Here is a 25516-nt window from a genome sequence, read left to right as displayed (position 1 = left end):
CTGAAGCGAGCGTCGCAGCGTGTTTGGGCGGGCGGCCACGTAGCCTGGCACACGTGAGCACGCTGGGACCGGACCAACGAGCACGAGCCTGGGAACGACTGGGCAGTGAGCAGTTCGACGTAGTGGTGATCGGCGCCGGGGTGGTGGGCGCCGGCTGTGCGCTCGATGCCGCCACCCGCGGCCTCAAGGTGGCGCTGGTGGAGGCGCGTGACTTCGCCGCTGGGACCTCGAGCCGAAGCTCGAAGATGTTCCACGGTGGACTGCGCTACCTCGAGCAGCTGGAGTTCGGGCTGGTGCGCGAGGCGCTGCACGAACGCGAGCTGTCGCTGACAACGCTGGCGCCGCACCTGGTCAAGCCGCTGCCGTTTCTGTACCCGCTGACCCGGCGGTGGTGGGAACGGCCATACGTGGCCAGCGGGATCTTCCTCTACGACCAGCTTGGTGGGGCGAAATCGGTTCCCGCGCAACGTCATCTGACCCGCGCCGGCGCACTGCGTTTGTGTCCGGGGCTGAAGCGCAGCGCGTTGATCGGCGGCATCCGCTACTACGACACCGTCGTCGACGACGCCCGCCACACCCTGACCGTCGCACGCACGGCGGGGCACTACGGCGCGGTCATCCGCATCTCCAGCCAGGTCGTCGCGCTGCTGCGCGAAGGCGACCGCGTGACCGGGGTGCGGGTCCGCGACTCCGAGAACGGCGAAGTCACCGAAGTTCAGGGACACGTCGTGGTCAACGCCACCGGGGTATGGACCGATGAGATCCAGGCGCTCTCGCGTCAGCGCGGTCGGTTCCACGTCCGGGCCTCCAAGGGCGTGCACATCGTGGTGCCGCGCGACCGGATCGTTTCGGAAGCGGCCATCATCCTGCGGACCGAGAAGTCGGTGCTGTTCGTCATCCCATGGGGCACCCACTGGATCATCGGCACCACCGACACCGACTGGAATCTGGATCTGGCCCACCCCGCGGCCACCAAAGCCGACATCGATTACATCCTGACCCACGTCAACACCGCGTTGGCCACGCCGCTGACTCATGCCGACATCGAAGGCGTCTACGCGGGGCTGCGGCCGCTGTTGGCGGGGGAGAACGACGACACCTCGAAGCTGTCGCGCGAGCACGCGGTCGCGGTTCCGGCGCCGGGCCTGGTGGCGATCGCCGGCGGCAAGTACACCACCTACCGGGTGATGGCAGCCGACGCGATCGACGCCGCCGCCGAGTACATCCCGACGCGGGTCGCTCCCTCGATCACCGAGAAGGTGCCGCTGTTGGGCGCCGACGGCTACTTCGCGCTGATCAACCAGGTCGAGCACGTCGGTGCCCACCAGGGCCTGCACCCCTACCGAGTGCGGCACCTGCTGGACCGTTACGGCTCGCTGATCCACGACGTCCTGGCGGTGGCCGACGGGCAGCCGGAGCTACTGGACCCGATCGCCGAGGCAGCCACCTACCTGAAGGTGGAAGTCGCCTACGCGGCCGCCGCGGAGGGCGCACTGCACCTGGAGGACGTACTGGCCCGGCGGACCCGGATCTCCATCGAGTACGCCCACCGCGGAGTCAACTGCGCGCGCGAGGTCGCCGAAGTGATGGCGGCGGTGCTCGGCTGGAACGACGCCGACATCGAGGCGGAGGTGGCCAACTACACCGCACGGGTGGAGGCCGAGATCCTCTCGCAGGAGCAGCCCGACGACGCCTCGGCGGATGCGCTGCGAGTCAGTGCGCCCGAGGCGCGGGCCGAAATTCTGGAGCCGATTCCGCTTACCTGAACACCGAATACCGCTGACCTGGCGGAACGTCTGTCGGTCCCGGTATGGTGAGCGGCATGCCCGAGCAGACGCGCCGCACCACCATGCGGAAAGTGCTGCTGCCGGCCGATCGGGATCTGCGCCCCCGGGGCACCAACGGCTACACCACGTCCTGGGGCAACAATGCGCATGGCAAGCTTGCCGGCTGCCCCCCGGCGCACCACTGAGCGACAACGCCTTTCGCCTTCGAGGCTCTAGGCCGCTGACAATCTGTCATTCGAATCAAAGGCTCTCCTTTGACCTCTGGTCGCCCCCCACTTTTCGGCCGCGAATCTTCGGCCGAAGCTCGACGGCTCGCCGACGTGCTCCGCAAGGAGACCGTCGGTGGAGCGCTGTTGCTTCTCACCGCCACCGTCGCCATCGTATGGGCCAACTCACCCTGGTCGGCCTTCTACTTCCGGCTCGGCGACCTGACTGTCGGCCCCCGCGCCTGGCATTTGAGTCTTCCGTTGTCGGCGTGGGCGGCCGACGGCCTGCTGGCGATCTTCTTCTTCGTGGTCGGCCTGGAATTGAAGTACGAGGTGCTCGCCGGCGACCTGCGTGACCCGCGTCGCGCAGCGCTTCCCGTCATCGCCGCGGTCGGCGGAATGGTCATGCCCGCAGCGATATTCATCGCCGTCAACGCCAACACCGGGGGTGGCGCGCTACGCGGGTGGGCCATTCCCACCGCCACGGACATCGCGTTCGCGCTGGCCATACTGGCCGTGATCTCGTCACACCTGCCCTCGGCGCTGCGTACCTTTCTGCTGACCTTGGCTGTGGTCGACGACCTCATGGCGGTCACCGTGATCGCGGTGTTCTACACCGACGACCTCAACCTCGCCGCCCTTGGGCTGGCACTCGTTCCGTTGGCGTTGTTCGCGGTGGCCACTCGGCGTTTCGGCAACGCCGCCGTGTTGCTTCCGCTGGCCGCCGTCACCTGGTATCTGGTCCACGAATCCGGTGTGCACGCCACCATCGCCGGTGTGTTGCTCGGTCTAGCCGTTCCCGTTCGCGAGTCGGGCAAGCGCGGCACGTCAGCGCGGCATTGGCTGGACACCAAAGACCTCGAGCACCGGATTCGCCCGCTGTCCGCCGGCCTTGCGGTACCGGTATTCGCATTCTTCGCTGCCGGGGTCACCTTTGGTGGCCTGCATGGATTGGCCACGGCACTGCGGGATCCCGTCGCCATCGGGATCGTCGCCGGCCTGGTCGTGGGAAAGGTCGTCGGCGTCGTCGGAGCCGCCGCGCTGACCGCCGCGTTGACGCGAGCCGAACTCGACACCTCGCTGAAGTGGATTGATGTGGTTGCGCTGGGCTTACTCGGCGGCATCGGATTCACCGTCGCACTGCTAGTAGGTGACCTCGCCTTTGCCGACCCCGTCCGCCGAGAACACGTCAAATTGGGCGTGCTTATTGGCACGCTGACTTCGGCGCTGCTGGCGGCGGTACTGCTGACTTCTCGCGACCGGGCCTATGCCCGCTCGGAAGACAACGCCTCGTCGTTCGACCTCACGCTGCCGTGACCCGGCGACGCCCCGCCCCGCTGCCCGTGCGCGACGGTCTGGGGCCGGCCCGGCTGCGTTTGCACGGGGGCCCGGTCGCCGCCGAGCTGCGTAGCCGGTTCGGTACGGCCACTGCGGCGAAAGTGGCTGCCGGCGAAGTGGTTACCGTAGACGGGGCGGTCGTCGACGACACCACGGTGTTGCCGGCCGGGGCGCACGTCTTCTTCTATCGCGATCTGCCCGACGAGGTGCCGGTGCCGTTCGACCTTCCGGTGCTGCACCGCGACGCGGACCTGGTGGTGATCGACAAGCCGCATTTTCTGGCGACCATGCCGCGCGGCAGCCATGTGGCCCAGACCGCGCTGGTACGGCTGCGGCGCGAATTAGACCTTCCAGAGCTGAGTCCGGCGCACCGGCTGGATCGACTGACCGCCGGGGTGCTGTTGTTCACCACCCGCCGAGAGCTGCGGGGGCCCTATCAGACCCTGTTCGCCCGCGGCGCAGTGCGCAAGCAGTACCTGGCGCGGTCCTCCGCCGAGCCGACCGTCGCGTTCCCGCAGCTGGTGCGCAGTCGCATCGTCAAGGAGCGTGGTTGCCTGCAGGCGCGTGAAGAACCCGGCGAGCCGAACGCCGAGACGCTGGTCGAGTCGGTGGGGGATGGCCGCTACCGGCTTACCCCGCGCACCGGGCGCACCCACCAGTTGCGAGTTCACCTGGCCTCACTCGGTCTGCCTATCGACGGCGATCCGCTGTACCCGCAGATCATCGACGTTGCCCCCGACGATTTCTCGCAGCCGTTACGACTGCTGGCCCACCGGCTGGAGTTCGACGACCCCTTCACCGGGCGGCCGCGCGGTTTCGTGAGTGAACGCGACCTCGACGCGAACTGACTCCAGCCGCCCGGGGTTTCGGCTGTGACAGTCCTGGGTACAGGAAGGCACGACCAGAGCAGAAGGAGTCTGATTCTGATGAAGGCACACGGCAAGATGACGATCGCGGTGCTCGGCAGCGCAGTCGCGCTGGTGGCAGCCGGTTGCAACGGCACCAAAGAGGAGGGTCCGAGTACCACCACGACCACGACGACGACCACCACCACAACTGAGACCACACTCGAGCCGGTACCGGGCGGACCGGGCCCAGAAAACCCGGGTGAGCCGGGCGAGCCGGGTGGTCCGACCGGTGGTGGCGGACCCGGTGGTGGTGGGGGCCAGATTCCCGGTGGCCCGACCGGTGGTGGTGGGCCTGGTGGTGGCGGGGGCCAGATTCCCGGTGGTCCGACCGGTGGCGGTGGGCCCGGCGGGGGCAGCGGCACGATCCCCGGTGGCCCCACCGGCTGGGGTGGACCCGGCGGCGGCGGCGGTTGCGTGCCCGGCGTGGGTTGCGGCGGCTGGCCGTGATCGACCAGCGCCTCGGGTGCTGACAGCCGAAAGCCGGCCGGCAAGCTAGCCGGCCGGCTTCGGTTTGTCGGCGGCCGGGAACTCCGGCATCACCGCTGACACGACGGGCACCAGAACCGAATACGCTCGCCGTTGCGGTCGGAATCCACGCTGGTACCGCATCGCCGACACGGCTGGCCGGCCCGGCCGTACACCCACAGCTGTCGGCCCGGCCGGGTGTCGCCGGTGGTACAGCGCGACCATCGCAACCGGTTCGCCCACAACATCTCGCGTGCCCGCGACACCAGTCGATCCGGATCATTCAGTTCCACAACGGGTGTCGTCGGCAGCCGGCCGACGACGAAGCACAACTCATTGCAGTAGACATTGCCGATCCCGGCCATCACCGTCTGATCCAACAGTGCCGACGCCAGCGGACGCGCAGGATCGGCAACTAGGCGGGCTGCGGCCAAGGCCGGATCCCAGTCGGCGCCGAGCAGATCCGGTCCCAGGTGCGCCACGGCATCGCCGTCATGGTGGCGGTTCAGCACCTCCAGCACACCCAGATCAACACCGGTGGCTCGAACGGGGCCTGCCTCCAAAATGATTCGCACCCGATGATTGACCAGGCTGTGTCCGGCAAGATGTCGCCCCACCCGCCAACTGCCCTCCATTTTCAGATGAGAATGGATGCTGGACGATCCGACGCGGACGAACAGATGCTTGCCGCGGCTGATTACCTCATCGACGCGTTGCCCGCTCAGATCGACGCCGGCGTATCGTGGCACTCGGATATCGCAGCGGGTCAAGGTCTCTCCCGTCAACGCGGCGTCCAGCACCGTCGCAGTGTGAAATACGGTGTCCCCCTCGGGCATCAGCGCATCCGCAATCCGCGTGGCGTGCGGGAGAATCCGGCCTCGATCAACGCATCCAGTGTCGGAGAATCGGGTAGCTCCAATACCGGCACGCCGTCGACCCGCTCGATGCGAATCCCGTCCACCCGCCGGTCGGCGATCAGCCGAGCCAGCGCCCCGGCGGCGGCACGCTGTGCCTCGGCGGTGTCGGCGAAGTTCAGCAGCGTTCGACCGCCTCGCTCGACGAACCACGCCAGTTCCCCGTCGACCAGGACCACCAGCGCGCCGGCTTTGCGGCCCGGTCGGGCCGTTCCCGGGTGGGCCGGCCAGCTCAGTGCCGCGCCGTACGGGTTTGCCGGGTCGGCGGCGGCCAGTGCCACCGCGTGGTAGTCGGGCCGGGCGGGGTCGACACCGTCGAGGTAGCCGCGCAGCCGGTCCACGGTGGAGGCCAGCGCGAACTGCGCAGCCCCCAGCGACTCGATGAAATAGCCACGCTGGCATCGCCCGGCTTCCTCGAACGCGGTCAACACCTTGTAGACGGTGCTGAAACCGCCCGGTACCGCCTCAGCGGCGACTGCGCCGCGGGTCAGCACGCCGTAGCGGTTCAGCAGCAGTTCGGCGGTGTGGTGCGCTCGCACGGTGGAATCGGATTGCGGGGCGGGCAAAACCGACCAGCGACCGGCCACTGCTGGGTCGGTGGCGCGGGCAGCGGCCTGCGCCACGCTGTAGCGGCTAAGCCGGGGCGGGCGTCTACTGCGGTGCGCCGGGGTGGCGCGCCGGGTGCCGGCCAGCACCGCGCGCACCGGAGCGAAGGTGTCGCCGGTGACCCATCCCGCCCAAATCAGCTCCCACAGTGCGGCTTTGCGTTCCGCTTCGCTCGCGTCACCGCAGAGCTGGCGGAAGAAGAACGCACCGCCGCCGTGTAGGGCGTCCAGAATCGCCCGGTGGGCGTCGCCGAACTCGATCGGCGTCGCGGGTGACAACGTCAGCGGCGCCGAATCTGCGGTGTGAAAGCTGATCCAGCCGTCGGTGGCCGGGGCGCTGCCGGCCGGCGCGCCCGCGCCCGACCACAGCACTTCCCCGGAGGCCAGCAGTTCGTCGAGCATGGCCGGTGAGTAGTCGCGCACCCGCGGCCCGAAGATCAACGGTTCGACCGCCGAAGCGGGCAGTGCTACGCCGGCCAGTTGTTCGATCACCCCGGCCAGCCCGTCCACGCCGGTGGTGGCGACGTCCGGAGTGCCGATCTGCTGCCAGGCCGGCAGGAAGCGCCCGTAGGCGCCCGGCGACACCGGCTCGATCGCCGCTCGCAGCGCGGCCAGTGACCGGCGCCGGAGGATCCGCAGCACCTCGCTGTCGCACCACTGTTCGCCGGGGGAGTCCGGGAAGTCGGCGAATTCGCCACGCATTACCCGTCCGTCGGCGGCCAATCGACCCAGCGCGTCGGCCGCGACCCGCACTCCCAGCCCGAACCGGCCTGCGGCCTGCCCGGTGGTGAACGGCCCCCGGGTGCGGGCGAAGCGGCCCAGCAGCTCGCCCAGCGGATCGGCGACCGGTTCGGTGAAGCCCGTCGGCACCCCGGGCGGTACCGCCACCCCGAGGCCGTCGCGCAGCCGGCCGATGTCCTCGATCGCCACCCACCAGCGCTGCCCGCCGAACGCCACCGTCAGCACCCGCCGGGCGGCCAACAGGTGTTCGAGCCAGCCGTTCACCGCAGCGCCGGCGGCTCGGGCGCTGACCTCTTCGGTGGTGAGCGGACCGAGTAGCCGCAGCAGATCGGCTACCCCTTCGGCGTCGCGGGCGGCCTTCTCCGGCGTCAGATGCTGCAGTTGTGCGCTCAGGCCGGTGACCACCTCCGGGTCGAGCAGTTCGCGCAGTTCGACTCGGCCCAGCAATTGCGCCAGCAGAGTGGGATCCAGTGACAGGGCCGCCGCGCGGCGCTCGGCCAGCGGGCTGTCGCCTTCGTACATGAATGCCCCGACGTAGCCGAACAACAGCGACGCCGCGAACGGTGACGGGGTGGCGGTCTCGACTTGGGACACCCGCACCCGGCGTTGGGCGATCTGCGCCATCAGCGTCGTCAGCGCGGGGACGTCGTAGACGTCCTGCAGGCATTCGCGCACCGTCTCCAGCACGATCGGGAACGTCGGATATTTGCGGGCCACGTCGAGCAGTTGGGCCGCTCGTTGGCGTTGCTGCCAAAGCGGGGTCCGCCGGCCGGGGTGCCGGCGCGGCAACAGCAATGCCCGTGCCGCGCATTCCCGGAACCGGGAGGCGAACAAGGCCGAGCCGCCCACCTCGGCGGTGACGATCGGCTCGATCTCATCTGCGTCGAACACGAACAGTTCCGCGCCGGGCGCTTGCGCACCGGAGTCGGTGTCGGGCAGCCGGACCACGATGCCATCGTCGGAGGCCGTCGGCTTCTCGTCGATGCCGTAGCGGTCGTGCAGCCGCCGGCCCACCGCCAGTGCCAACGGCCCGTGCACACGTAGTCCGTACGGGGAGTGCAGGACCACCCGCCAGTCACCGAGCTCATCGCGGAACCGCTCCACCACCAGCGTGGTGTCGGTGGGCACGGCCCCGGTGGCGGCGCGCTGATCGTGGAGCAGTTGCCTCAGATTGTCGAGCGCATAGTCGTCGAAACCCAAATCCGCGCAGCGTTTGTCGAACGATTCAGCGTCAAGGCCTGCCAATTCACCGGTGAACGCACCGAGCGCCGCACCCAGCTCGGCCGGCCGCCCGACACCGTCGCCGTGCCAGAACGGCAGCCGTCCCGGCTGGCCGGGTGCCGGGGCAACCAGCACCCGATCATGGGTGATCTCGGTGATCCGCCAGGTGGTGGCGCCCAGCGAGATCACATCGCCGGGACGCGACTCGTAGACCATCTCCTCGTCGAGTTCGCCTACCCGGGAGGGCTTCCGTGTTTCGTCAGTGCCCGCCAGGTACACCGCGAACAGTCCACGGTCGGGGATGGCGCCGCCGGAGGTGACGGCGAGTCGTTGCGCGCCGGGCCGGCCGGTCAGGGTTCCGGTGTCGCGGTCGTAGACCAAACGTGGTCGCAGTTCCGCGAATTCGGTCGACGGGTACTTGCCGGAGAGCAGGTCCAGCGTCGCCTCGAAAACACCGCGCGACAGGGTGGCGAACGGAGCGCTGCGGCGCACGGTGTCGAACCAGGCTTCGGCGTCCAATGGCTCCAGCGCGGCCGCGGCCACCGTGTGCTGGGCCAGGATATCCAGCGGGTTGGCCGGTACCGTCAGGGTTTCGATCTGGCCGGCGAGCATCCGCTGTACCGCGACCGCGCAGCCGATCAGATCGGTGCGGTGTTTGGGAATCAGTACACCCGAGGAGATCTCGCCGACCTGGTGCCCGGCCCGGCCGACGCGCTGCAGTCCGCTGGCCACCGACGGCGGCGCCTCGATCTGGATGACCAGGTCGACCGCACCCATGTCGATACCCAGCTCCAGGCTCGAGGTCGCCACCACCGCGCGCAGCCGCCCGCTCTTGAGGTCCTCCTCGACGTCGGCTCGGGTCTGCAGCGATACCGAGCCGTGGTGGGCTCGTGCCAGAGGGGCCAGCTCCTGCGCGGTGTCAACGCAACGTTCCGCGTGAATCTCGTTGAGCCGCCCAGTCAAACGCTCGGCGAGCCGACGAGAGTTGGCGAAGACGATCGAGGACTGGTGGGCTTCGATCAGGTCGACGATGCGTTCTTCGACCTCAGGCCAGACGGTGCCCTCGGCCGGATTGGCCATGTCGGGGACGGGAACTTGAACCGTCAGTTCGAACGTCTTGGCGGCCGGGGGAGTCACGATCGTGGTGGGGGACTGACCGGACAGGAACCGGGCGACCTCTTCGGCCGGGCGCACCGTCGCGCTCAACCCGATCCGCTGGGCGGGCCGGGCGAGGATCGCGTCGAGGCGCTCCAGGGACAGTGCTAGGTGGGTGCCCCGCTTGGTCCCGGCCACTGCGTGTACCTCGTCGACGATCACCGTGCGGACTCCGGTCAATGTCTCCCGTGCCGCCGAAGTCAGCATCAGAAACAGCGACTCCGGGGTGGTGATCAAGATGTCGGGCGGCTTGGCGACCAGTTCACGGCGCCGCGCCGGCGAGGTGTCGCCGGAGCGCACGCCCACGGTGATGCCCGGAGCGGGTAGCTCGCGCTGTGCGGCCATCCGGGCGATGCCGGCCAACGGGGTACGCAGGTTGCGCTCGACGTCGACGGCCAGCGCCTTGAGCGGCGAGATGTAGAGCACCCGGGTGCCCTGACCGGGCTGTGCGGTCAGTTGGTCGAGCGCCCACAGGAATGCCGCCAGCGTCTTACCGGAACCGGTCGGCGCGACCACGAGCGTGTTGTGGCCGTCGGCGATCGCCGACCAGGCCTGCTCCTGCGCCGGCGTCGGCGCCGTGAAGGTGCCGGTGAACCAGTCGCGGGTCAGCGCCGAGAACCGAGCGAGCGGCCCGGGGGTTTGTCGGTCGTGTGGTCCCACCCAGCCATGGTGCCAAGTGTGGAGCCGGAGCGCTCCCGCGCTGCGGTTTTGTGCTCGTCGTCGCCGGGTATCCGGCAACGGTGATGTCGGTGATCGGAGGCGGGGGATGATCATTCTGGATGACGGTGTGACGGCAGTCCGGCCGATCTTCGCCGATGCGCAACCGCGCGCGGCAGGCGCTGCGCCGTCCGAAGCGCTGCCCCGCGATTGGACGTGGGCCAACTGGGCACTGTCGCTGCTGACCGCGCCGGCCGCCGCACTGCTCATGGCATTCGCGCTGGCCAGGGTCTCCGGCTCCGCGCTGTGTAACCGGGCGGCGTGCCCGGAGCTCAAGGTGAACGGGCCACTGTTCGGCGTGCTCTATCACGGAGCGGCTGGCGTAGCTGCGCTGACGCTGTTCCTCGCCTTCTTCCTGGCGACGCATCGCCGCGGGATCGTGGTCTGGGCGTGCGGGTGGGCGCTACTGCTGGCCGACTTGGGGGTTTTGGTCCTGATGTTTTGACGGACCCAGTGGCGGATCTGCAGAGGGGATCGCTGCGACAACTACTACTGAGTTCACTCCTCGACAGCGAAGAACGAGTCGCCGTCTTCGGGACTTCCAGATACCTGTGCGCGGTGTCGACCGCCTCCAACAGCTCCGACAACGTCATCGGGATCGTGGCCAGTGCCCGCGTCCTCGGGTTGCTCGGCTGCCAGCTTGGCGTCCAACGACTCGTAAGCGGTCGCGCTGTCAGCGGCTTGCCAATTGTCCGGTGGGGTGACAGTGGCGTCGCCGTCGTCATTGCGCAGCTCGTCGGAGTCGGTGGCCTCACTCGGCGGCAGCGTGTCGTCGCCGGTGGTGTCGGTGGCCGCCGAATCGGAATCGGGTTGTTCTGTCATGGCATTTGGCTTTCTCAGTTGGCGATGGCCCATTGCGATTGAGGCAACTCCGGTGTCATGTAGCCGACACCGCGAACGGTATCGACGATCGACTCGTGGTCGGCGCCGAGCTTGGCGCGCAATCGCTGCACGTGAACGTCGACTTTGCGGCGGCCACCCTCGCCGCCCCATATCTCACGCAGCAGCCGGGCACGCGTGAATGCTTGGCCGGCATGCTGTACCAGATGGTTGAGCAGTTTGAATTCGGTGAGTGTGAGGTCAAGATCGCGATTCGACAGCGACGCGGTGAAACTGTCCGGGTGGATGACCAAGGCGCCGAATTGCAGCGTGTTGTGGGTGGATTCGCGCCGACGGGCTAGGGCCAGTCGCAGCCGAGCGTTCGCCTCCGCGGGGCCTGCGGTCGCGATCAGAACATCATCGACGTGCCAATCGAGACCGACCGCGGCGAAGTTCTCGGCGGCAACGACGGCCAGCACGGCAGCCGACGGCTCCCAGACTCCGAGTTTGCGGCAGCTCTCCTTCGCGGTCGGCACGTCAGCACAGCCGTCCACCAGAACGGCTGTCGCCCCACGGCAGTCGGCTCGCGCGGTGAGTGCCAGTGGACTGCGGACGATCGAATGGCCGAAGACACCCAACCCAGACAGTGACCGCGCGAATGCGTCGCGGCCGGTCAGTAACATGATCTCCATCGCCTGGCTCCAACCCGTGGATACTTTTCTGCCTCAAGGCTTTTACTACCCGTTGTACCCAGGTAATAACCACCCCGCAGGTAGCGACAGGCCCGGCCCGTCAGGCGGACCGGGCCTGCCCTCCCCTCGGGCTACTGGTGAGACTGTTCGCGCGCCTCGGCTGCCTTCGCACCCGCTCGGGCCGATTCGGCCTCGGCCTGGTGCTTCGCGGCGTCGCGCTGCGCTTCGCCCTTGTCCTGCTGCGCCCGGCCCTCGCGGGCCAGCTCGTCGTTGCCGGTCACGGCCCCTAACGCTTCCTTGGCCTTGCCCTTGACGCCCTCCACGGTGCCGCGGATGCCGTCTTCGGTAGCGCTGCTCTTGTCGTCCGACATGAGCCCTCCCTTCGTGTTCGTGTGACAGCCCCACCCGGTGGAGAGGCCCGCCACAACCGCAAGGCTTCCCGGGCAGCCGGGCGCCCAAACGTTGGCGCAGATGAATGAATCGCCTTGACGCAGAGCTCATCAGCGCGGACGGTGGGAGATGTGGAACCGCGCACACCGTCGCGCACTGCTCCCGGTGGCGATCGGCTGGGCCAGGAGGACCGGGAGGTCCGAGCGGCCGCTCGATTCGCCGGGATGATCACCGCTGCCGCGCTGGCGTTTGTCGTGATAGCGGTGTTGTGGGTGGGCACGTGCGACCCGCGGGCGGCCACCGCGGGGTGCGGGCGGCCCTACCGGACCGTCCTGGCCGTGGGTGCTCCGGTGATCCTGGTCTCCGGTGGGTTGCGCGCGTTTGCGCGCACGTACCAGGTGTGGCGCGCACGGGGCACTTGGTGGGGCTGGCAGGGTGCCGGATGGTTCTTGTTGACGCTGATGCTGGTCGTCTTGCTGGTGAGTGGGGTTCCGATCATGGGCATTGGCTGATCGCGGGGGCCGCCATGACTTCGCTGTTGCGTGGCTGTGAACATCCTGTAAGCGAGGCGCTGCGATCTACATATCGGCATACGATAGTTTTGGGTCGCGGACGGGTTCACCTCATATCGGTCGACTTCTTCGAGCGGCTCCAGATTGCTGTTCAGGAGGAGGAAGTGCGATGGGCGACACGTTTCATGACCCGGTCGACCATGTCCGGACGACTCGGCCCCATGCGGGCCGCGCCATGATCGACGTCATGGGTTGGCCGGGCTACTCACTGCTGGTGGTGGGCATGGTGGCTGGTATCGGCTGCCTAGCCGCGTTTGGGACCGGTCACGATCGTCAGGGCGTGGAGGTCGCGATCATCGCGGTGCTCGCCGCCGCTCTGGGCACGGTGTGGCTGCTGGTCGAGCATCGCCGGATCGGCAAAGTGAACCATCAGTGGCATCTGGCACACGCCGAGATGCGCGAGCAGCCCTCCACAAGTTAACCCGGGGGGCAAGTCGGCCCGGCCGGTGTTCCGGCCGGGCCGCTCTATGACTGGGCGCCAAAATGACTAGGCGCCGAAATCGATGATTGAGTTCCCTGGCGATCGGGTACAGACTTCCCATGACTGATCTCCGGGCGGCCGGCGTGCGATGTTGACGGTGTCGGCTCAGGGCGGAATGCGCGAGGGTGCCTGCGGGCGAGGGTGGTGAGCAGTCGATTGACACGCAGCAGTAGTCTCGGTCCGATTTCGCCGGGAGGCCTCATGACCGACATTGACAGTGACCGGGCTCAGCGATCGTGCAGCGAACGGGCCGTCGAACTGCGGGTTACGCCCAGGTTGGAAAGCCTGGCGGTGGTGCGCATGTTGGTCGGTGCGATCGCCACCTACGAGGACCTTGATGTCGACACCGTCTCTGATCTGCGGTTGGCGATCGATGAGCTTTGCACCCAGCTGATCCGGAGCGCGGCACCCGGCGCAATGCTGACAGTCGTCATCGACCCGCATGACGACCACGTGACGATCCAGGCGTCGGCTGCCGGTGATGGGGCGGGTGTACTGACTCCGGGAAGTTTCAGCTGGCACGTGCTGACTTCGCTGGTCGATGATGTCCAGACATTCCGCGGTGCGCATGAATCCGACAATGCGGGTGAGGTATTCGGGGTCACGCTGACAACCCGCCGGGCGGACTCCAGACGGTGACTCCGCGTGCCGCCGGCAGCGGCTCACAGTCCGGATCGGAGTATTCCGATGTCGGCGATATGTTTCGGGAACTAGCCCAATACGATGCCGATTCGCCCGACTTTTGTAACCGCAAAGACAAGATCGTGGAGCGGTGTCTGCCGTTGGCCGACCACATTGCTCGCCGATTCGAGGGCCGCGGAGAGTTGCGCGACGACCTGGTCCAAGTAGCCCGGGTGGGTCTGGTCAACGCCGTGACACGCTTCGACGTCGAGACCGGCTCGGATTTCGTTTCGTTCGCGGTGCCGACGATCATGGGCGAGGTCCGCCGCCACTTCCGCGACAACAGCTGGTCGGTCAAAGTGCCCCGCCGGCTCAAAGAGCTACACCTGCGGTTGGGGGTGGCCACGGCCGAACTTTCCCAACGCCTGGGGCGCGCGCCGACCGCCTCCGAACTCGCGGCCGAGCTCGAGTTGAGCCGCGATGAGGTGGTCGAAGGGCTGGTCGCGGGCAGCTCGTACAACACGCTGTCGATTGACGGCGGCGGCAGCTCGGACGAGGACGACGTCCGCTCGATCGCTGACACCCTCGGTGAGGTCGACGCCCGGATGGACCGTATCGAGGACCGAGAGGCGTTGCGGCCCTTGCTGGACGCCCTTCCGGAGCGGGAACGAACAGTGCTGGTGTTGCGGTTCTTCGAGTCGATGACCCAGACTCAGATCGCCGAGCGGGTCGGCATCTCGCAGATGCACGTGTCGCGCTTGCTGGCTAAATCGCTGGCGAAGCTGCGCGATCAGCTGCAGTAGCCTTGCTCATCGCAGCCCGTAGATCTGTACGGGGCCTACATGTTCGGCGATGCCCACGAAGCCGAACTCATCCGCTTGTGGTCCCCACTGCCTGCCGCAGCCACTCGTAGACCTCGTCGCCGGGCGGTCGCAACTGTGCGGTGCCCTTGAATCGGTAGCCGCGCCGTTTGAGGAAGTCCACCACATTGACCTCAATGCGCGGGTCGCGGCGCAGATCGGCCGCCGTCGTCGGCGACGCCATGTGCATGAATGCCAGGTGCTCGTCCCCGTAGACCGGCAGGGACTCCTTCGGTGACGGGTTCGGCGAACCGTCGTCGCAGACGGTGGCCACGAACGCCAGCTTTGCGCTCTCGACGATCTGACGCATGGCATGGTCGATGATGCACACCGCGCACCTCGTCGCTTCGCAGCCGTCTTTGACCGCCCAGCGGTCGATTACCCGCCCCGGCGTGGGGTAAACGACGCCGGCCGGCTGCTCAGCTGCTGGCGGCCAGCCCGCGGGTGGCCGGGCCTTCCAGAAGGGTCCCGTCGGGGGTGAAGCGTGATCCGTGCAGCGGGCACTCCCAGGCTCGATCGGCGTCGTTCCAGGTGACGATGCCACCCAGGTGGGGGCAGACCGGGGAGAGGCGGTGTTCGACACCGTCCACTCGGCAGTGGGCCTGCAGGCGCCACGGTGGCCCGCTGACCACGCCGGCGTCCGTGCCCAGGCACTGCTGGCCGACGTGGGCCGTCGGCGTGATCCAGCCTTTCGCCAGGTGGACGCCGACCGCAAGATTGGCCGCCGCCGCCGGCAGTCCACGTAGCTCACCGGTTCTCCAGCTCGCGAACGCCCGGTCCCACGGCGGCCGCTCGCCAAGCAGCCGGCCCGACAATGCGAGGGCAGCGGCGGCCCCGTTGGTCATGCCCCATTTGTTGAAACCGGTTGCCACGTAGATGGTGTCGTTCTCCGGAAGGATAGGACCGACATAGGGCAGCTCGCCGATGGGCGCGTAGTCCTGCGCTGACCACAGGTGCGTGCGGGTGGCGCCCGGGTAATGCCTGACCGCCCATGACTCGAGTTCGGCTAGCGCGTCGATCGGGTGCTTTTCGCGGCCGACGGTGTGCCCGGCCCCGCCGACCAGGAGTAGTTCTGAGCCGTCGACCGGGGCATAGCGCAGCGAGCGCGTCGGTGAATCGGTGGAGATCATCATGGGGCGGGTGACCTCGCCGGGCACGTCGAAAGCCATGCAGTATGACCGGCTGGGTTTGACGCGGGCGAAGTATCCGCCGCGGTCCAAGATCGGGATTCCGGTGGCCAGCACCAGGTGGGTGGCCTGCAGTTCGGCGTGCCGGTGCGGGCCGTCGACTTCTAGCCGAAGGCCGCGACGGTTGGTGGAAACACGCTGCACCCGAGTGTGTTCCAGCAGTTGTCCACCGCTGGTGAGCAGTTCGGCGCGCAGTGCGTCGAGAAGCGGCATCGGGTCGAACTGTGCCTGTTCGCCCAGTCGGACACCGCCGTGGTAGTCAAACGGCACGTCGGCGTGCGCCTCCCAGGTTGCCGGCAGCCCCAGTGCCCGGCAGGCCTCGAACTCGGCGCGCGCTGCCGCCACCCCACGCTCAGACTGGGCGAAACTGTAGGCGTCCTCGCGCTGGACCGGCACTCCGGTAGCCGCGCAGAACGACAGCAGCCAGTCCTGTCCGGTGCGGTTGCCGTCCAGGTATGCAGCGGCCAGGCTCTTGCCCTGCTTCGCCGAGATCGTCGACAGCTGGGTGCCCTGCAGCAGGCTGATTTTGGCGGTGGTGTTGCCGGTCGCGCAGCCTCCGACCGTCCTGGCCTCCAGCACCAGCACTTGGCGGCCTGCGCGTGCCAGTAGCACCGCGGTCATCAGACCGGTGATACCGGCACCGGCCACCACCACGTCGGCGATACCGGGCAGATCTTCAGCGGTGCCCGAAGCCGGTGATGTTGCGATCCGGTCGGCAAGCCACAACGAGGTCATGGTCGATCAGTACCCCGCGGGGCGGTGGTGAAACGTGTGCAGATCACGCTCAGCAGTGCGTGGGCCTGTCAACCGGTGTGTTGCCGGCACCGAGACGGCAGACGGCAACGCGCTCCCGAAGACCCTGGCAGTCGGCCGCGACCCCGCGGTGGACGCCACGCGGATGGCCTTCGCCGGTGTGCTACCACCGCAAGCGGGCGGGGTGTTGCGTCCCGACCGCAGCTCCGCTGGGCAGGATTGACGGTCAAAGCGGTTGATCTGGAACGCTTTCGGGTGGCCTGAGGTGGTCGACGGCGAAGTCCGCCGCTTGTGCCGTCATTCCGTTGGCCGCGTATGCCGCATGCGCGGCACCGTCACCGCCCACCGAGCAGACTGGATCACCCGGCGCGCACAGGTCGATCGTTTTGCCGGTGTAGCCCGAACCGATCTCCAGCGGCGGAGCGCCGATGGAGTTCAGGAACGCCGCTGATGGCCTTCCCAGCAGCGCCACCGCGGCGACGTGGTCGGCCGCAGCGGGTGCTAACGGTGCCCCGAGTCTGGCGCTCGGTTCGGTGAGGTATCCGATCAGGGCCGCGCCACGTGAATATCCGCCGAGGACCATTTGGGTGCTCGGGCAACTCGCCACCGTGTCGCGGATGTGGTCGGCTGCATCGCTGACACCCGCAGCGGAGGGACCGAATTCGGGCACGGCGGGAAAGTCGACCGGGTAAACGTCCACGGTGCGTCCCCAGGTGCGCCACCGTAGTGCGTCGACGAACTGCTGGCCCATCCAGCCGACACCGGGCGGTTCCCCGGTGCCGCGAGCGAACACGACTTGAATGTCGGGGCATCCGGATGCGGCCGCTTCGCCGGGGCCCGGCCAGCACAGCAGCGCGCAACTCGACAGGCCCACCACGGTGAGGATTCGAGTAATCACAGCACTTGGTCCGTACCCGCTGTAAACAGTGGGCAAACCATTGCTCCCGGCGGCAAACCGGGGTTTAGCTCGGGCGAAAACGGCAAGCCTAACCCGGTGCCGTCGTCGACGGAACATGAATTGAAGGGGAGAAACCAATGATCACAACGTCTTTGATCAGGCTTGCCGCTGTCGGCGGCATGGCGCTGGCGTTGGCAGGCGGCATCGGACTGGCGAACGCCGAACCGGGGCAGCCACCTCAGCCGACCCAACCGGGCCAACCCGGCCAGCCGGCTCAACCGGGTCAGCCGAACCAGCCGGGGCAGCCGAGCCAGTGGTCGCAGAATCCCGCGGTGAACACGACATGTAGTTATTCGCAGGTGGTGGCGGCCATGAATGCTCAGTCACCGGATACCGCGGCACAATTCGACGCCACGCCGATGGCTCAGTCTTTCTTGCAGAACTTCCTCGCCTCACCGGCGCCGCAGCGTGAGCAGATGCTTCAGCAGGCACAGGGGGTGCCGGAAGCGGCGCCGTTCGTCAACATGGTCGGTCCCATCGCCAAGACCTGCAACAAGTACTGAAGGATGGCTTCATAGACCGCAGCCGGGATACCCATCGGCTGGATTGCCGTGGCGGTAACCGTGGCCGTCGCGGCAATCCAGCCGCTCCCCGCTGGTTGGGCGAGAGACGCTGCCGGGAACCGCACGTACCACTGCTCACGCTGGCGGGCGCTGTATTACTGCTGCGCTGCCGGTTGCCGGGCAGTGGTGCGGACCGGGCCGGCCCGGACGGTAGGCCGGCCCGGTGGTCGATGGCACGCCGGGATGGTGGCGTGCAAGAAGATCGGCGAGCGGCCGACACATGAGCGCGCCTATAACCGGAGCAACGCGTCCGGTCCGCCAATCCATTACGGCGGGGTACCCCCGCAATTGGCTTGCTACACCGCTTCGTTTGTGGGACCGGGCAGCCGGGTATGCGGGTCGCTACCGGGGGACCTGACTGCAGCACAGAAAGGAGAGGTCATGTCCGGACCGTTGGAAGGACGACGGGTCGCATTTCTGGTGGCGCCGGAAGGCGTCGAACAGGTCGAGCTGACCGAACCGTGGCGCGCGGTCACTGAGGCCGGTGGGCGTCCGGTGCTGGTGTCCACCGCCGATGGCCCGGTTCAGGCCTTCAACCACCTGGACCGTGCCGACAAATTCGATGTGGACCGGCAGGTCGAGGATGGGTCGGCGGATGACTTCGATGCGCTGGTCTTGCCGGGCGGGGTGGCCAACCCCGACCAGTTGCGTACCGATGAACGCGCGGTGTCGTTCGTGCGCGAGTTCTTCGATGTCGGCAAACCGGTCGCTGTCATCTGCCATGGCCCGTGGACGCTGGTGGAGGCCGGAGTCGTTGCCGGCCGGCGGATTACGTCGTGGCCGAGCTTGCGTACCGACATCGTCAATGCGGGCGGTGATTGGGTGGACGAGGAGTTGGTGCGCTGCGACTGCGGGCCATCGATCCTCTTGTCGAGCCGTAAACCCGACGACCTGCCGGCCTTCTGCGATGCCCTGGTGGCGGAGTTCGCGACACGCGAGGCGACGTTGTGATGGCCGAACCGATGCCGGTACCGGTCGAGACCGACAACCGCCGCGCCCGACTCTGGGTGAACTGGGCCGCTGCTCTGCTGACCGCCGCCGGGGCCGCCTTGGTGATGGTGGTAGCGACCGGCGCGGTGATGAGCACCGCCGCCTGCAGCACCGCGGAGTGCCCCGACCTCGGGCCCAGCGGAGCGGTCTTCGGACTGCTCTATTACGGCGCGCCGGCCATTGCCGCATTGACCATCCTGGCCTCATTTTTCACAGCGGGACGCCGGCGTGGCTTCCTGGTGCCGGTGGCCGGTTGGGCGCTGCTGGGGGTCGATCTGTTGGCGCTGGTGATCGCCTTCCGGCACTAGAGAGACAGGAGGCTCGTCGATATGGATCAGCGCCGAGCACCTGTGCTGGAAGCCCTGGCCGACTATCACCGCAAGGACCGATATGGGTTCAACCCTCCCGGGCACCGCCGGGGACGTGGCGCAGACACATCAGTGCTCGAGGTGTTGGGGGCCGACCTGTTCCGTGCCGATGTGCTCGCCCGCGGCGGCTTGGATGACTGGGAAGCACGCGCAGAGTACTTGACCGATGCCGAGCAACTGATGGCCGACGCCGTTGGTGCCTCGACGGCATTCTTCTCCACCTGTGGCAGTTCGCTTTCCGTTCGTGCCGCGATGATGGCGGTGGCCGGCGGCGCGGGCGGTGGGCTGCTGCTGCCGCGCGACAGTCACAAGTCTGTGGTGGGTGGGTTGATCTTCTCCGGCATCCAACCGCGCTGGATCGCCCCGCGCTGGGACGCCGAACGGCATCTGTGCCATCCGCCGTCACCGGAACGGGTTGCCGGTGCGTGGGAGGAGAATCCCGACGCAGCGGGCGCGCTGGTGGTCAGCCCGTCGCCGTACGGCACCTGCGCAGACCTGGCCGCCATCGCCGAGATCTGTCATGAACGTGGCAAGCCGCTGATCGTCGATGAGGCGTGGGGCGCCCACCTGCCCTTCCACGAAGACCTGCCGACCTGGGCGATGGACTCCGGCGCCGACGTCTGCGTGGTCAGCGTGCACAAGATGGGCGCGGGATTCGAGCAGGGCTCCGTTTACCACATCCAAGGTGATCTCATCGACCGGGAGCGACTGACGGCGTGCGCCGATCTGTTGATGACCACCAGTCCCAGCGTGCCGATCTACGCAGCACTGGACGGCTGGCGTCGCCAGATGGTGTACCACGGACATGAACTGCTGGATGCCGCAATCAAGTTGGCGCGCGACGTGCGCGGGCGTATCGATGAGATTCCGGACGTCGAAGTGCTCGAACATGCGCTGCTCGGTGCGGAGGCCTCCCACGATCTGGACCGGCTGCAGGTGCTGGTCGACGTATCGGCAACCGGGACGTCGGGCTATCAGGCCCGGGACTGGCTCCGCGAACAGCGCTGCCTCGACGTGGGATTGGCCGACCACCGGCGGATCCTGGTCACCATGTCCTTCGCCGATGACCACGGAACGACTGACCGGCTGCTGGAGGCGCTGCGCGGGTGGCGCGACGCCGCAACGTCTTTCCAACGACCGCCGGAGATCCGTCTGCCCTCGCCGCAGGAACTGCAGCTGGAGACCGTGCAGTTGCCCCGGGATGCATTCTTTGGCGCTACCGAGATGATCGCCGCATCACGAGCTGCCGGCCGTATCGCAGCAGAGCAGATCACGCCGTATCCGCCGGGAGTGCCGGCTGTGGTGCCCGGCGAACGGCTCAACACCGCTGTCATCGACTATCTGCGCTCTGGGCTGGCCGCCGGGATGGCGTTGCCCGACGCTGCCGACTCGTTACTCGAGCACATCCGAGTGGTGGCCTAGGTGCGGGTTTTGCCCCAACTTCGTTGGGGTAGCCCATAGCCATGGCACAGACGACATTGCACAGCCGGACAGACGTGGTCGATTTCCTCACCGAGCAGCACCACCGCATCAAGACGCTGTTTGACGAGACACTGCTGGCCGCCGGCTCCGAGCGCGACGAGTCGTTCGTACGGTTGCGCCGGCTGCTGGCCGTCCACGAGACGGCCGAAGAAGAGATCGTGCACCCGCGAGCTGCCCAGGAGCTCGACAACGGCCGCGCAATGATCGATGCACGGCTGGCCGAGGAGAAGAAAGCCAAGGAGGCCCTGGGCGAGCTGGAGAACGTCAATGTCGATTCGGAGTTCTTCACCGAAAAACTCCGGGAACTTCGCGACGATGTTCTCGAACATGCCGGCCACGAAGAACACGACGAATTCGCCCAGCTGCGTGACGAACTCAGTGAATCCGAACTGAAGCTGTTGGAGCGGGCGGTCAGGCTCGCCGAGGCGATCGCACCGACCAGGCCGCACGCCAGGGTCGAGGGCGCGCTTGCCAACGCCTTCGTCGGACCGTTTGCCTCGATGGTGGACCGGGCACGCGACGCAATCCTGGGGTATGACTCATGATCGGCCTCGGTTTGTTGCTGCTGATCCTGGGCCTGGTTTTCAACGTCTACGTTTTGTGGGCGATCGGGATTGTCCTGCTGGTCGTGGGCGCGGTGTTCTGGATATTGGGGGCGGTGGGGCGGCCGGTCGGCGGCCGACGCTACTGGTACTGAATGCCCTAGCGGCGTTCACGCTGGATCCCCCACGTCAGACTCGCCCACCGGCGCCCAGCGTGCCTTGCATGTCCGGCCTCATGGCCACCAGTTGGGCGTTCCAGTAGCCCCAACTGTGCACCCCGGCGCTGTCGATGTTGAATGTCGCGTTGTGCCCGCCCGCACCGGTGTAGGCGTCGCGGAAGGCGACGTTGCTCTGCATGACGACCTGCTCGATCACCTGGCCGGGCAGGCTTCCCTCGCCGATCTCCGACGGAGTGCCGTTGCCGCTGTAGATCCATAGCCGGGTGCCGTTGCCCGCCAGACGCCCGGCTTGGACCGTGGGGTCGTTGCGCTGCCACCCTGCGCTGCCCGAGGGGCCCCACATGTCCTGGGGATTGAACCCACCTTCGTCGTTCATCGCCATGCCGATCAGCATGGGCCCGTTGCCGCTGGACGGGGTCAGCAGCGCCGAAAGTGATGCGGCATAGGCAAATTGCTGCGGATGGTAGGCCGCTAAGATCAGTGCGGAAGATCCAGACATGGAAATGCCCACCACCGCGTTGCGGGTGGAGCGCACACCTTTCCCGGCAAGGAAGTTCGGCAGCTCACTGGTCAGAAACGTCTCCCATTTGTAGGTCTGCCCGTTGGCCGACCCGTACCAGTCGGTGTAGAAGCTGGAACGTCCGCCAACCGGTGCCACCACCGACATCCCGGAACCGGCGTACTCGCTGAATGCCGGCGTTTCGATGTCCCAGCCGCTGCGATCGTCGCGAGCCCGCAAGCCGTCCAACAGGTAGACGGCCGGCGCGCCGCCGCCCTGGAATTCCACGGTGATGTTGTGGCCCATGCTCGGCGAGGGCACAGAGAGAAATTCCGGCCCGGCAGCTCCGGCGGGCGGGGCCGACGCACCCAAGCCGATCAATGCCGGCAGCAACACCGTCGCTGCTGCGACCGCGCTGACCCGGCGCGGCCGGTACGTTGCGTTGTTCCACATCGTTCTCCCCTTTCGCGAAGACCCGAGCGCCAAGGCCCGTCGGCCGGGTGCGCGAGAGGGGAGAGATCGACACAGGGCCCGGAGGCTTTGGCCCACCCGTCGGCGTTAGGAAAATCCGCGGATGGCTGCCCTGCAGTCTGAAGACAGATATCTGACCTTCTTGTCTTAACAAAGTGGCGGACTGTTGTCCAGAGTGTTCGCCAAAGCGCTACCGGGATATAAATTTTTCGGACATGCGGTTTGAGGCGGGTGCGCGGTGGGCACCTACACCGACATGTCTGCGCGTACCAGCCTCGATTCCATTGGCCCGCTGGCGATCGCGGCGTCCGCTGCCGGGGCCGCGATGCTTCTGGCTCCCGGCGTCCCCGTCGCGAGGGCAGCGCCGTGTCCCGACACCGAGGTGGTCTTCGCGCGCGGAACCGGTGAGCCGCCAGGCGTCGGCCCGACGGGCCAAGCCTTCCTCAACGCGCTGAATGCCCGCCTGGGAACGAGCCCGGCTGTCTACGCGGTCAACTACCCCGCCACCGACCACTGGGACACCGGCGTCGACGGCATTCGAGACGCGGGTACTCACGTCGTCTCCCGGGCGACCAGCTGCCCTAAAACCAAGATGGTGCTGGGCGGCTACTCCCAGGGCGCGGCGGTGATGGGTTTCGTCACGTCGGCCCAGGTGCCGGACGGGATCGACCCGGCGACAGTGCCCAAACCGTTGGACCCCGACGTTGCCGACCACGTGGCCGCGGTCGTGTTGTTCGCCATGCCCAACGAGCGGGCGATGAATTTTCTGCAAGAGCCCACGATCGTGATCGGACCCCTGTACCAGGCAAAGACTTTGCAGGTGTGCGCAGTCGAGGATGCGGTGTGCTCCGACGGCATGAACTTTGCGGCACACGACAGCTACGCCGGCGATGACGCAACGATGGTCCAACAGGGGGCCGACTTCGCCGCGCAGCAGCTCCAGGGCCGCGTGGGATAGCCCGCTGGTCGGACGCAGACATCGCCGCCGACTGTGGCGGCGCGAACAGATCCGGGTCGCTGATCCTGAGCAGCTCCGGCGCTCCATCCGCGGCACTGCGATCGGTAACTTCATGGAGTGGTACGACTTTGGTGTCTACGGATACCTGGCCACGACCATCGCGAGGGTGTTCTACCCGGGCACCGGCACCAGCAGCCTGATCGGCGCCTTCGGCACCCTGGCCGCGGCGTTCGCGGTGCGCCCGGTCGGCGGAGTGGTCTTCGGCCCACTCGGTGATCGGATCGGGCGTAAGCGGGTGCTGGTCACCACGCTGCTGCTGATGACGCTCGGCACCACCGCCACCGGGTTGCTTCCCGGCTACAGCGCTATCGGTGTCGCTGCACCCATCCTGCTCGTCGCGACGCGCATGGTGCAGGGCTTCTCCGCCGGCGGTGAATACGTCGGTGCGATGGTCTACGTGGGTGAGCAGGCTCCGGATAACAAACGCGGCATGATGGCCGGATTTCTTCCGCTGAGTTCGCAGGCCGGCTACGTCGCCGCCGGTGTGTTGGTCACCGTACTGCAGAGTCGGCTTACTGACGCGGAAATGGTCAGTTGGGGGTGGCGAATTCCGTTGTTGCTCAGCGCCCCACTGGGCATGATCGCCCTCTACCTGCGGCTGCGTTTGGAGGAATCACCGGCCTATGAACAGACAAGCGGCCAGCAGGAAGACTCCGAGGACTCCGCCGTGCGGCAACTGGGACGTACCGCCAGTCAGTGGCGGCCCCTGCTGCTGTGTATCGCACTGGTGCTGACCTACAACGTCACCGACTACCTGCTCACCGGCTACCTGCCCACGTACCTGCAGACCACCGCGCAGATCCCACACACTGCCGGGCTGCTCGTAATCGTGCTGACGCTGTTGGTGCTGATGGCCACTGTGATTCCGGTGGCACGGTTGTCCGATCGCATCGGAGTCAAACCGGTGCTGTGGACGGGATGCGCTATGTTGCTGGCTCTTTCGGTTCCAGCGTTTGGTCTGATCTGCTCCGCCCACAACTGTCCGACGGCGTTTGCCGGAGTTCTGCTGATCGGGCTGATGCTGCTGTGCTTCGATGCGACGTTGCCGGCGACACTGCCCGCCCTGTTTCCCACCCCGGTTCGTTACGGAGCGCTAGCCATCGGCTTCAATGTGTCGGTCTCGGCGTTTGGCGGCACCACACCGCTGATGGCCGAGGCACTGGTTTCAAGCACCGGCAACCCGATGGCACCGGCCTACCTGCTGGTCGTGGCCGGGGCCATCGGCGCGCTCGCGCTGGCCTTCACCCCCGAAGTCGCTGGAAGGCGGCTACCCGGTTCGGGGCCGGCGGTGGAGAGTGAAGCACGGGCCCGCGAACTCGCCCGGGGACGGGATAGCTAGCGGACCTGCCGGAACCCCTGCACGCCGGCCAGTGCGTCAGCCACCGACGTGGTGGTGGGGAATGCGTTTCCGGGATCGCAGATTCGCAGCAGGCGCGATACCGCGACACCGGGCACCGTCGTGCAGTACACCATCGTTTCGGCGCATCGGTCGGTTATCGTCTTGAGTGCCGAAAAGCCTGCGGTACCAATGAATTCCAGGTCATTGAGGTCGAGGACCAGCCACTCGCAGTATCCCGCGCAGCGTTGCACGTAGTCGGACAGCTGGTTGGCGTTGGAGGCGTCGAGTTCACCGCCGACGCTGATCACTGCGCCAGACCGCCCCCAGCGGGTTACGGAACGGGCGGTGCGGCTCGCCCAGGTATCGGACGGGGGAAGGGAATTTATTCGGGTCGCCGGGAACACCGATCCGGCGGTTCTTAAAGCGGGCATTGAATTACTCCATCAGTCGAAACTCGTACTGTGGATCGCGTCGATGCGAGTTACACCTTCACGGATGAGATGCAGGGAGTGTGCCTCCCTGGCTAGCGTGGTTGACGCGTCTTTCCGGGTGGCTGTTAACTCAACCTGCTAACGAACCTACGCCGATGTTCGGCGCACTGCAACGATTTGGTAACGGTCCCTTCCCCGATCGCCGCCGAATCCCCTTGTAGCAAACCGCTTCGGGGACCTTTTC

29 protein-coding genes are annotated in these 25516 nt (G+C 67.2%); 19 read left to right on the top strand and 10 right to left on the bottom strand.

The window, feature by feature from the left end:
• Positions 1-53 precede the first annotated feature (53 nt).
• From NM962_02810 to NM962_02790, 5 genes are all read left to right on the top strand, one after another.
• On the top strand, positions 54-1766 hold the full coding sequence (locus NM962_02810; protein ID UVO13098.1) for a glycerol-3-phosphate dehydrogenase/oxidase: 1713 nt from the start codon (positions 54-56) through the stop codon (positions 1764-1766).
• 56 nt (positions 1767-1822) lie between these two features.
• The gene (locus NM962_02805) at positions 1823-1972 is read left to right on the top strand and encodes a hypothetical protein (protein UVO13097.1); all 150 of its coding nucleotides are present in this window, start codon (positions 1823-1825) and stop codon (positions 1970-1972) included.
• A gap of 69 nt (positions 1973-2041) precedes the next feature.
• Positions 2042-3310 (top strand): Na+/H+ antiporter NhaA, encoded by a 1269-nt coding sequence (nhaA, locus tag NM962_02800; protein ID UVO13096.1) that lies wholly within the window; start codon positions 2042-2044, stop codon positions 3308-3310.
• Entirely contained in the window at positions 3307-4179 is an 873-nt protein-coding gene (locus tag NM962_02795) for a pseudouridine synthase (protein UVO13095.1), read from the top strand. The genes nhaA and NM962_02795 overlap by 4 nt, the downstream gene beginning before the upstream one ends.
• Positions 4180-4257: 78 nt before the next feature.
• Positions 4258-4686: a hypothetical protein gene (locus tag NM962_02790; protein ID UVO13094.1), complete on the top strand. Its 429-nt coding sequence runs from the start codon at positions 4258-4260 to the stop codon at positions 4684-4686.
• A gap of 89 nt (positions 4687-4775) precedes the next feature.
• Here the strand turns inward: NM962_02790 and nei2 are convergent, their stop codons facing one another.
• Together nei2 and NM962_02780 are read right to left on the bottom strand one after the other, a co-directional pair.
• Positions 4776-5540: an endonuclease VIII Nei2 gene (nei2, locus tag NM962_02785; GenBank protein ID UVO13093.1), complete on the bottom strand. Its 765-nt coding sequence runs from the start codon at positions 5538-5540 to the stop codon at positions 4776-4778.
• Complete coding sequence (locus NM962_02780) at positions 5540-10000, bottom strand: ATP-dependent helicase (GenBank protein ID UVO13092.1); 4461 nt, start codon at positions 9998-10000, stop codon at positions 5540-5542. Before NM962_02780 ends, nei2 begins: the two co-directional genes overlap by 1 nt.
• Positions 10001-10106: 106 nt before the next feature.
• Here NM962_02780 and NM962_02775 point away from each other — a divergent pair, with 106 nt between their 5' ends.
• Positions 10107-10502 carry a hypothetical protein gene (locus NM962_02775; protein UVO13091.1) on the top strand — a complete coding sequence of 132 codons (396 nt, stop codon included), beginning with the start codon at positions 10107-10109 and terminating at the stop codon, positions 10500-10502.
• Positions 10503-10555: 53 nt separating this feature from the next.
• Here the strand turns inward: NM962_02775 and NM962_02770 are convergent, their stop codons facing one another.
• The 3 genes from NM962_02770 to NM962_02760 form a co-directional block, all read right to left on the bottom strand.
• Positions 10556-10879, bottom strand: a complete 324-nt coding sequence (locus tag NM962_02770; protein UVO13090.1) for a hypothetical protein — start codon at positions 10877-10879, stop codon at positions 10556-10558.
• Positions 10880-10893: 14 nt separating this feature from the next.
• Positions 10894-11568, bottom strand: coding sequence for a response regulator transcription factor (locus NM962_02765; protein UVO13089.1), 675 nt, complete (start codon positions 11566-11568; stop codon positions 10894-10896).
• 131 nt (positions 11569-11699) lie between these two features.
• Positions 11700-11939 (bottom strand): CsbD family protein, encoded by a 240-nt coding sequence (locus tag NM962_02760; protein ID UVO13088.1) that lies wholly within the window; start codon positions 11937-11939, stop codon positions 11700-11702.
• Between the two features lie 150 nt (positions 11940-12089).
• Between NM962_02760 and NM962_02755 the strand changes: the two genes are divergently transcribed.
• The 4 genes from NM962_02755 to NM962_02740 all read left to right on the top strand — a co-directional run bounded on the left by NM962_02755 (position 12090) and on the right by NM962_02740 (position 14435).
• Positions 12090-12470: a hypothetical protein gene (locus NM962_02755; protein ID UVO13087.1), complete on the top strand. Its 381-nt coding sequence runs from the start codon at positions 12090-12092 to the stop codon at positions 12468-12470.
• Positions 12471-12639: 169 nt separating this feature from the next.
• On the top strand, positions 12640-12951 hold the full coding sequence (locus NM962_02750) for a LapA family protein (GenBank protein UVO13086.1): 312 nt from the start codon (positions 12640-12642) through the stop codon (positions 12949-12951).
• 261 nt (positions 12952-13212) lie between these two features.
• Positions 13213-13650, top strand: coding sequence for an anti-sigma factor (locus tag NM962_02745; GenBank protein UVO13085.1), 438 nt, complete (start codon positions 13213-13215; stop codon positions 13648-13650).
• Positions 13647-14435: an RNA polymerase sigma factor SigF gene (locus tag NM962_02740; GenBank protein ID UVO13084.1), complete on the top strand. Its 789-nt coding sequence runs from the start codon at positions 13647-13649 to the stop codon at positions 14433-14435. The genes NM962_02745 and NM962_02740 overlap by 4 nt, the downstream gene beginning before the upstream one ends.
• A 67-nt stretch (positions 14436-14502) precedes the next feature.
• Here the strand turns inward: NM962_02740 and NM962_02735 are convergent, their stop codons facing one another.
• Positions 14503-14823: a pyridoxamine 5'-phosphate oxidase family protein gene (locus NM962_02735; protein ID UVO13083.1), complete on the bottom strand. Its 321-nt coding sequence runs from the start codon at positions 14821-14823 to the stop codon at positions 14503-14505.
• A gap of 88 nt (positions 14824-14911) precedes the next feature.
• Positions 14912-16414, bottom strand: a complete 1503-nt coding sequence (locus NM962_02730; protein UVO13082.1) for an FAD-dependent oxidoreductase — start codon at positions 16412-16414, stop codon at positions 14912-14914.
• Positions 16415-16469: 55 nt separating this feature from the next.
• Here NM962_02730 and NM962_02725 point away from each other — a divergent pair, with 55 nt between their 5' ends.
• Positions 16470-16655, top strand: a complete 186-nt coding sequence (locus NM962_02725) for a hypothetical protein (GenBank protein UVO13081.1) — start codon at positions 16470-16472, stop codon at positions 16653-16655.
• Positions 16656-16658: 3 nt separating this feature from the next.
• On the opposite strand, the gene NM962_02720 is transcribed toward NM962_02725, so the two are convergent.
• Entirely contained in the window at positions 16659-17330 is a 672-nt protein-coding gene (locus tag NM962_02720; GenBank protein UVO13080.1) for a cutinase family protein, read from the bottom strand.
• 137 nt (positions 17331-17467) lie between these two features.
• On the opposite strand from NM962_02720, the gene NM962_02715 reads away from it, so the two are divergent.
• The 6 genes from NM962_02715 to NM962_02690 all read left to right on the top strand — a co-directional run bounded on the left by NM962_02715 (position 17468) and on the right by NM962_02690 (position 21490).
• Complete coding sequence (locus tag NM962_02715; GenBank protein UVO13079.1) at positions 17468-17893, top strand: hemophore-related protein; 426 nt, start codon at positions 17468-17470, stop codon at positions 17891-17893.
• A gap of 441 nt (positions 17894-18334) precedes the next feature.
• A complete protein-coding gene (locus NM962_02710; protein UVO13078.1) occupies positions 18335-18904 on the top strand; it encodes a type 1 glutamine amidotransferase in 570 nt (189 codons plus the stop codon).
• On the top strand, positions 18904-19251 hold the full coding sequence (locus tag NM962_02705; protein UVO13077.1) for a hypothetical protein: 348 nt from the start codon (positions 18904-18906) through the stop codon (positions 19249-19251). The genes NM962_02710 and NM962_02705 overlap by 1 nt, the downstream gene beginning before the upstream one ends.
• 21 nt (positions 19252-19272) lie before the next feature.
• A complete protein-coding gene (locus NM962_02700; protein ID UVO13076.1) occupies positions 19273-20733 on the top strand; it encodes an ornithine decarboxylase in 1461 nt (486 codons plus the stop codon).
• 41 nt (positions 20734-20774) lie between these two features.
• On the top strand, positions 20775-21338 hold the full coding sequence (locus tag NM962_02695) for a hemerythrin domain-containing protein (GenBank protein ID UVO13075.1): 564 nt from the start codon (positions 20775-20777) through the stop codon (positions 21336-21338).
• The gene (locus NM962_02690; GenBank protein ID UVO13074.1) at positions 21335-21490 is read left to right on the top strand and encodes a DUF6131 family protein; all 156 of its coding nucleotides are present in this window, start codon (positions 21335-21337) and stop codon (positions 21488-21490) included. The genes NM962_02695 and NM962_02690 overlap by 4 nt, the downstream gene beginning before the upstream one ends.
• Before the next feature lie 34 nt (positions 21491-21524).
• Here the strand turns inward: NM962_02690 and NM962_02685 are convergent, their stop codons facing one another.
• Positions 21525-22466, bottom strand: a complete 942-nt coding sequence (locus NM962_02685; protein ID UVO13073.1) for an esterase family protein — start codon at positions 22464-22466, stop codon at positions 21525-21527.
• A gap of 343 nt (positions 22467-22809) precedes the next feature.
• Here NM962_02685 and NM962_02680 point away from each other — a divergent pair, with 343 nt between their 5' ends.
• Together NM962_02680 and NM962_02675 are read left to right on the top strand one after the other, a co-directional pair.
• Positions 22810-23442, top strand: coding sequence for a cutinase family protein (locus tag NM962_02680; protein UVO14527.1), 633 nt, complete (start codon positions 22810-22812; stop codon positions 23440-23442).
• A gap of 112 nt (positions 23443-23554) precedes the next feature.
• Positions 23555-24841 carry an MFS transporter gene (locus NM962_02675; protein ID UVO13072.1) on the top strand — a complete coding sequence of 429 codons (1287 nt, stop codon included), beginning with the start codon at positions 23555-23557 and terminating at the stop codon, positions 24839-24841.
• Here the strand turns inward: NM962_02675 and NM962_02670 are convergent.
• Positions 24838-25149, bottom strand: a complete 312-nt coding sequence (locus NM962_02670; protein UVO13071.1) for an STAS domain-containing protein — start codon at positions 25147-25149, stop codon at positions 24838-24840. The genes NM962_02675 and NM962_02670 overlap by 4 nt on opposite strands.
• Positions 25150-25516 lie beyond the last annotated feature (367 nt).

The organism is Mycobacterium sp. SVM_VP21, from assembly GCA_024758765.1.
GTDB lineage: Bacteria > Actinomycetota > Actinomycetes > Mycobacteriales > Mycobacteriaceae > Mycobacterium > Mycobacterium heraklionense_C.
The sequence above is the reverse complement of the archived record's forward strand: the minus strand, read 5'-3'. Positions and strand labels throughout refer to the sequence as shown.

Excerpts from the sequence above, each read along its gene's own strand:
- NM962_02805 (UVO13097.1), top strand. The coding sequence starts at position 1,823 with ATGCCCGAGCAGACGCGCCGCACCACCATGCGGAAAGTGCTGCTGCCG.
- NM962_02790 (UVO13094.1), top strand. The coding sequence starts at position 4,258 with ATGAAGGCACACGGCAAGATGACGATCGCGGTGCTCGGCAGCGCAGTC.
- nei2 (UVO13093.1), bottom strand. The coding sequence starts at position 5,540 with ATGCCCGAGGGGGACACCGTATTTCACACTGCGACGGTGCTGGACGCC.
- NM962_02775 (UVO13091.1), top strand. The coding sequence starts at position 10,107 with ATGATCATTCTGGATGACGGTGTGACGGCAGTCCGGCCGATCTTCGCC.
- NM962_02770 (UVO13090.1), bottom strand. The coding sequence starts at position 10,879 with ATGACAGAACAACCCGATTCCGATTCGGCGGCCACCGACACCACCGGC.
- NM962_02765 (UVO13089.1), bottom strand. The coding sequence starts at position 11,568 with ATGGAGATCATGTTACTGACCGGCCGCGACGCATTCGCGCGGTCACTG.
- NM962_02760 (UVO13088.1), bottom strand. The coding sequence starts at position 11,939 with ATGTCGGACGACAAGAGCAGCGCTACCGAAGACGGCATCCGCGGCACC.
- NM962_02750 (UVO13086.1), top strand. The coding sequence starts at position 12,640 with ATGGGCGACACGTTTCATGACCCGGTCGACCATGTCCGGACGACTCGG.
- NM962_02745 (UVO13085.1), top strand. The coding sequence starts at position 13,213 with ATGACCGACATTGACAGTGACCGGGCTCAGCGATCGTGCAGCGAACGG.
- NM962_02730 (UVO13082.1), bottom strand. The coding sequence starts at position 16,414 with ATGACCTCGTTGTGGCTTGCCGACCGGATCGCAACATCACCGGCTTCG.
- NM962_02715 (UVO13079.1), top strand. The coding sequence starts at position 17,468 with ATGATCACAACGTCTTTGATCAGGCTTGCCGCTGTCGGCGGCATGGCG.
- NM962_02710 (UVO13078.1), top strand. The coding sequence starts at position 18,335 with ATGTCCGGACCGTTGGAAGGACGACGGGTCGCATTTCTGGTGGCGCCG.
- NM962_02705 (UVO13077.1), top strand. The coding sequence starts at position 18,904 with ATGGCCGAACCGATGCCGGTACCGGTCGAGACCGACAACCGCCGCGCC.
- NM962_02700 (UVO13076.1), top strand. The coding sequence starts at position 19,273 with ATGGATCAGCGCCGAGCACCTGTGCTGGAAGCCCTGGCCGACTATCAC.
- NM962_02695 (UVO13075.1), top strand. The coding sequence starts at position 20,775 with ATGGCACAGACGACATTGCACAGCCGGACAGACGTGGTCGATTTCCTC.
- NM962_02690 (UVO13074.1), top strand. The coding sequence starts at position 21,335 with ATGATCGGCCTCGGTTTGTTGCTGCTGATCCTGGGCCTGGTTTTCAAC.
- NM962_02685 (UVO13073.1), bottom strand. The coding sequence starts at position 22,466 with ATGTGGAACAACGCAACGTACCGGCCGCGCCGGGTCAGCGCGGTCGCA.
- NM962_02680 (UVO14527.1), top strand. The coding sequence starts at position 22,810 with ATGCTTCTGGCTCCCGGCGTCCCCGTCGCGAGGGCAGCGCCGTGTCCC.
- NM962_02675 (UVO13072.1), top strand. The coding sequence starts at position 23,555 with ATGGAGTGGTACGACTTTGGTGTCTACGGATACCTGGCCACGACCATC.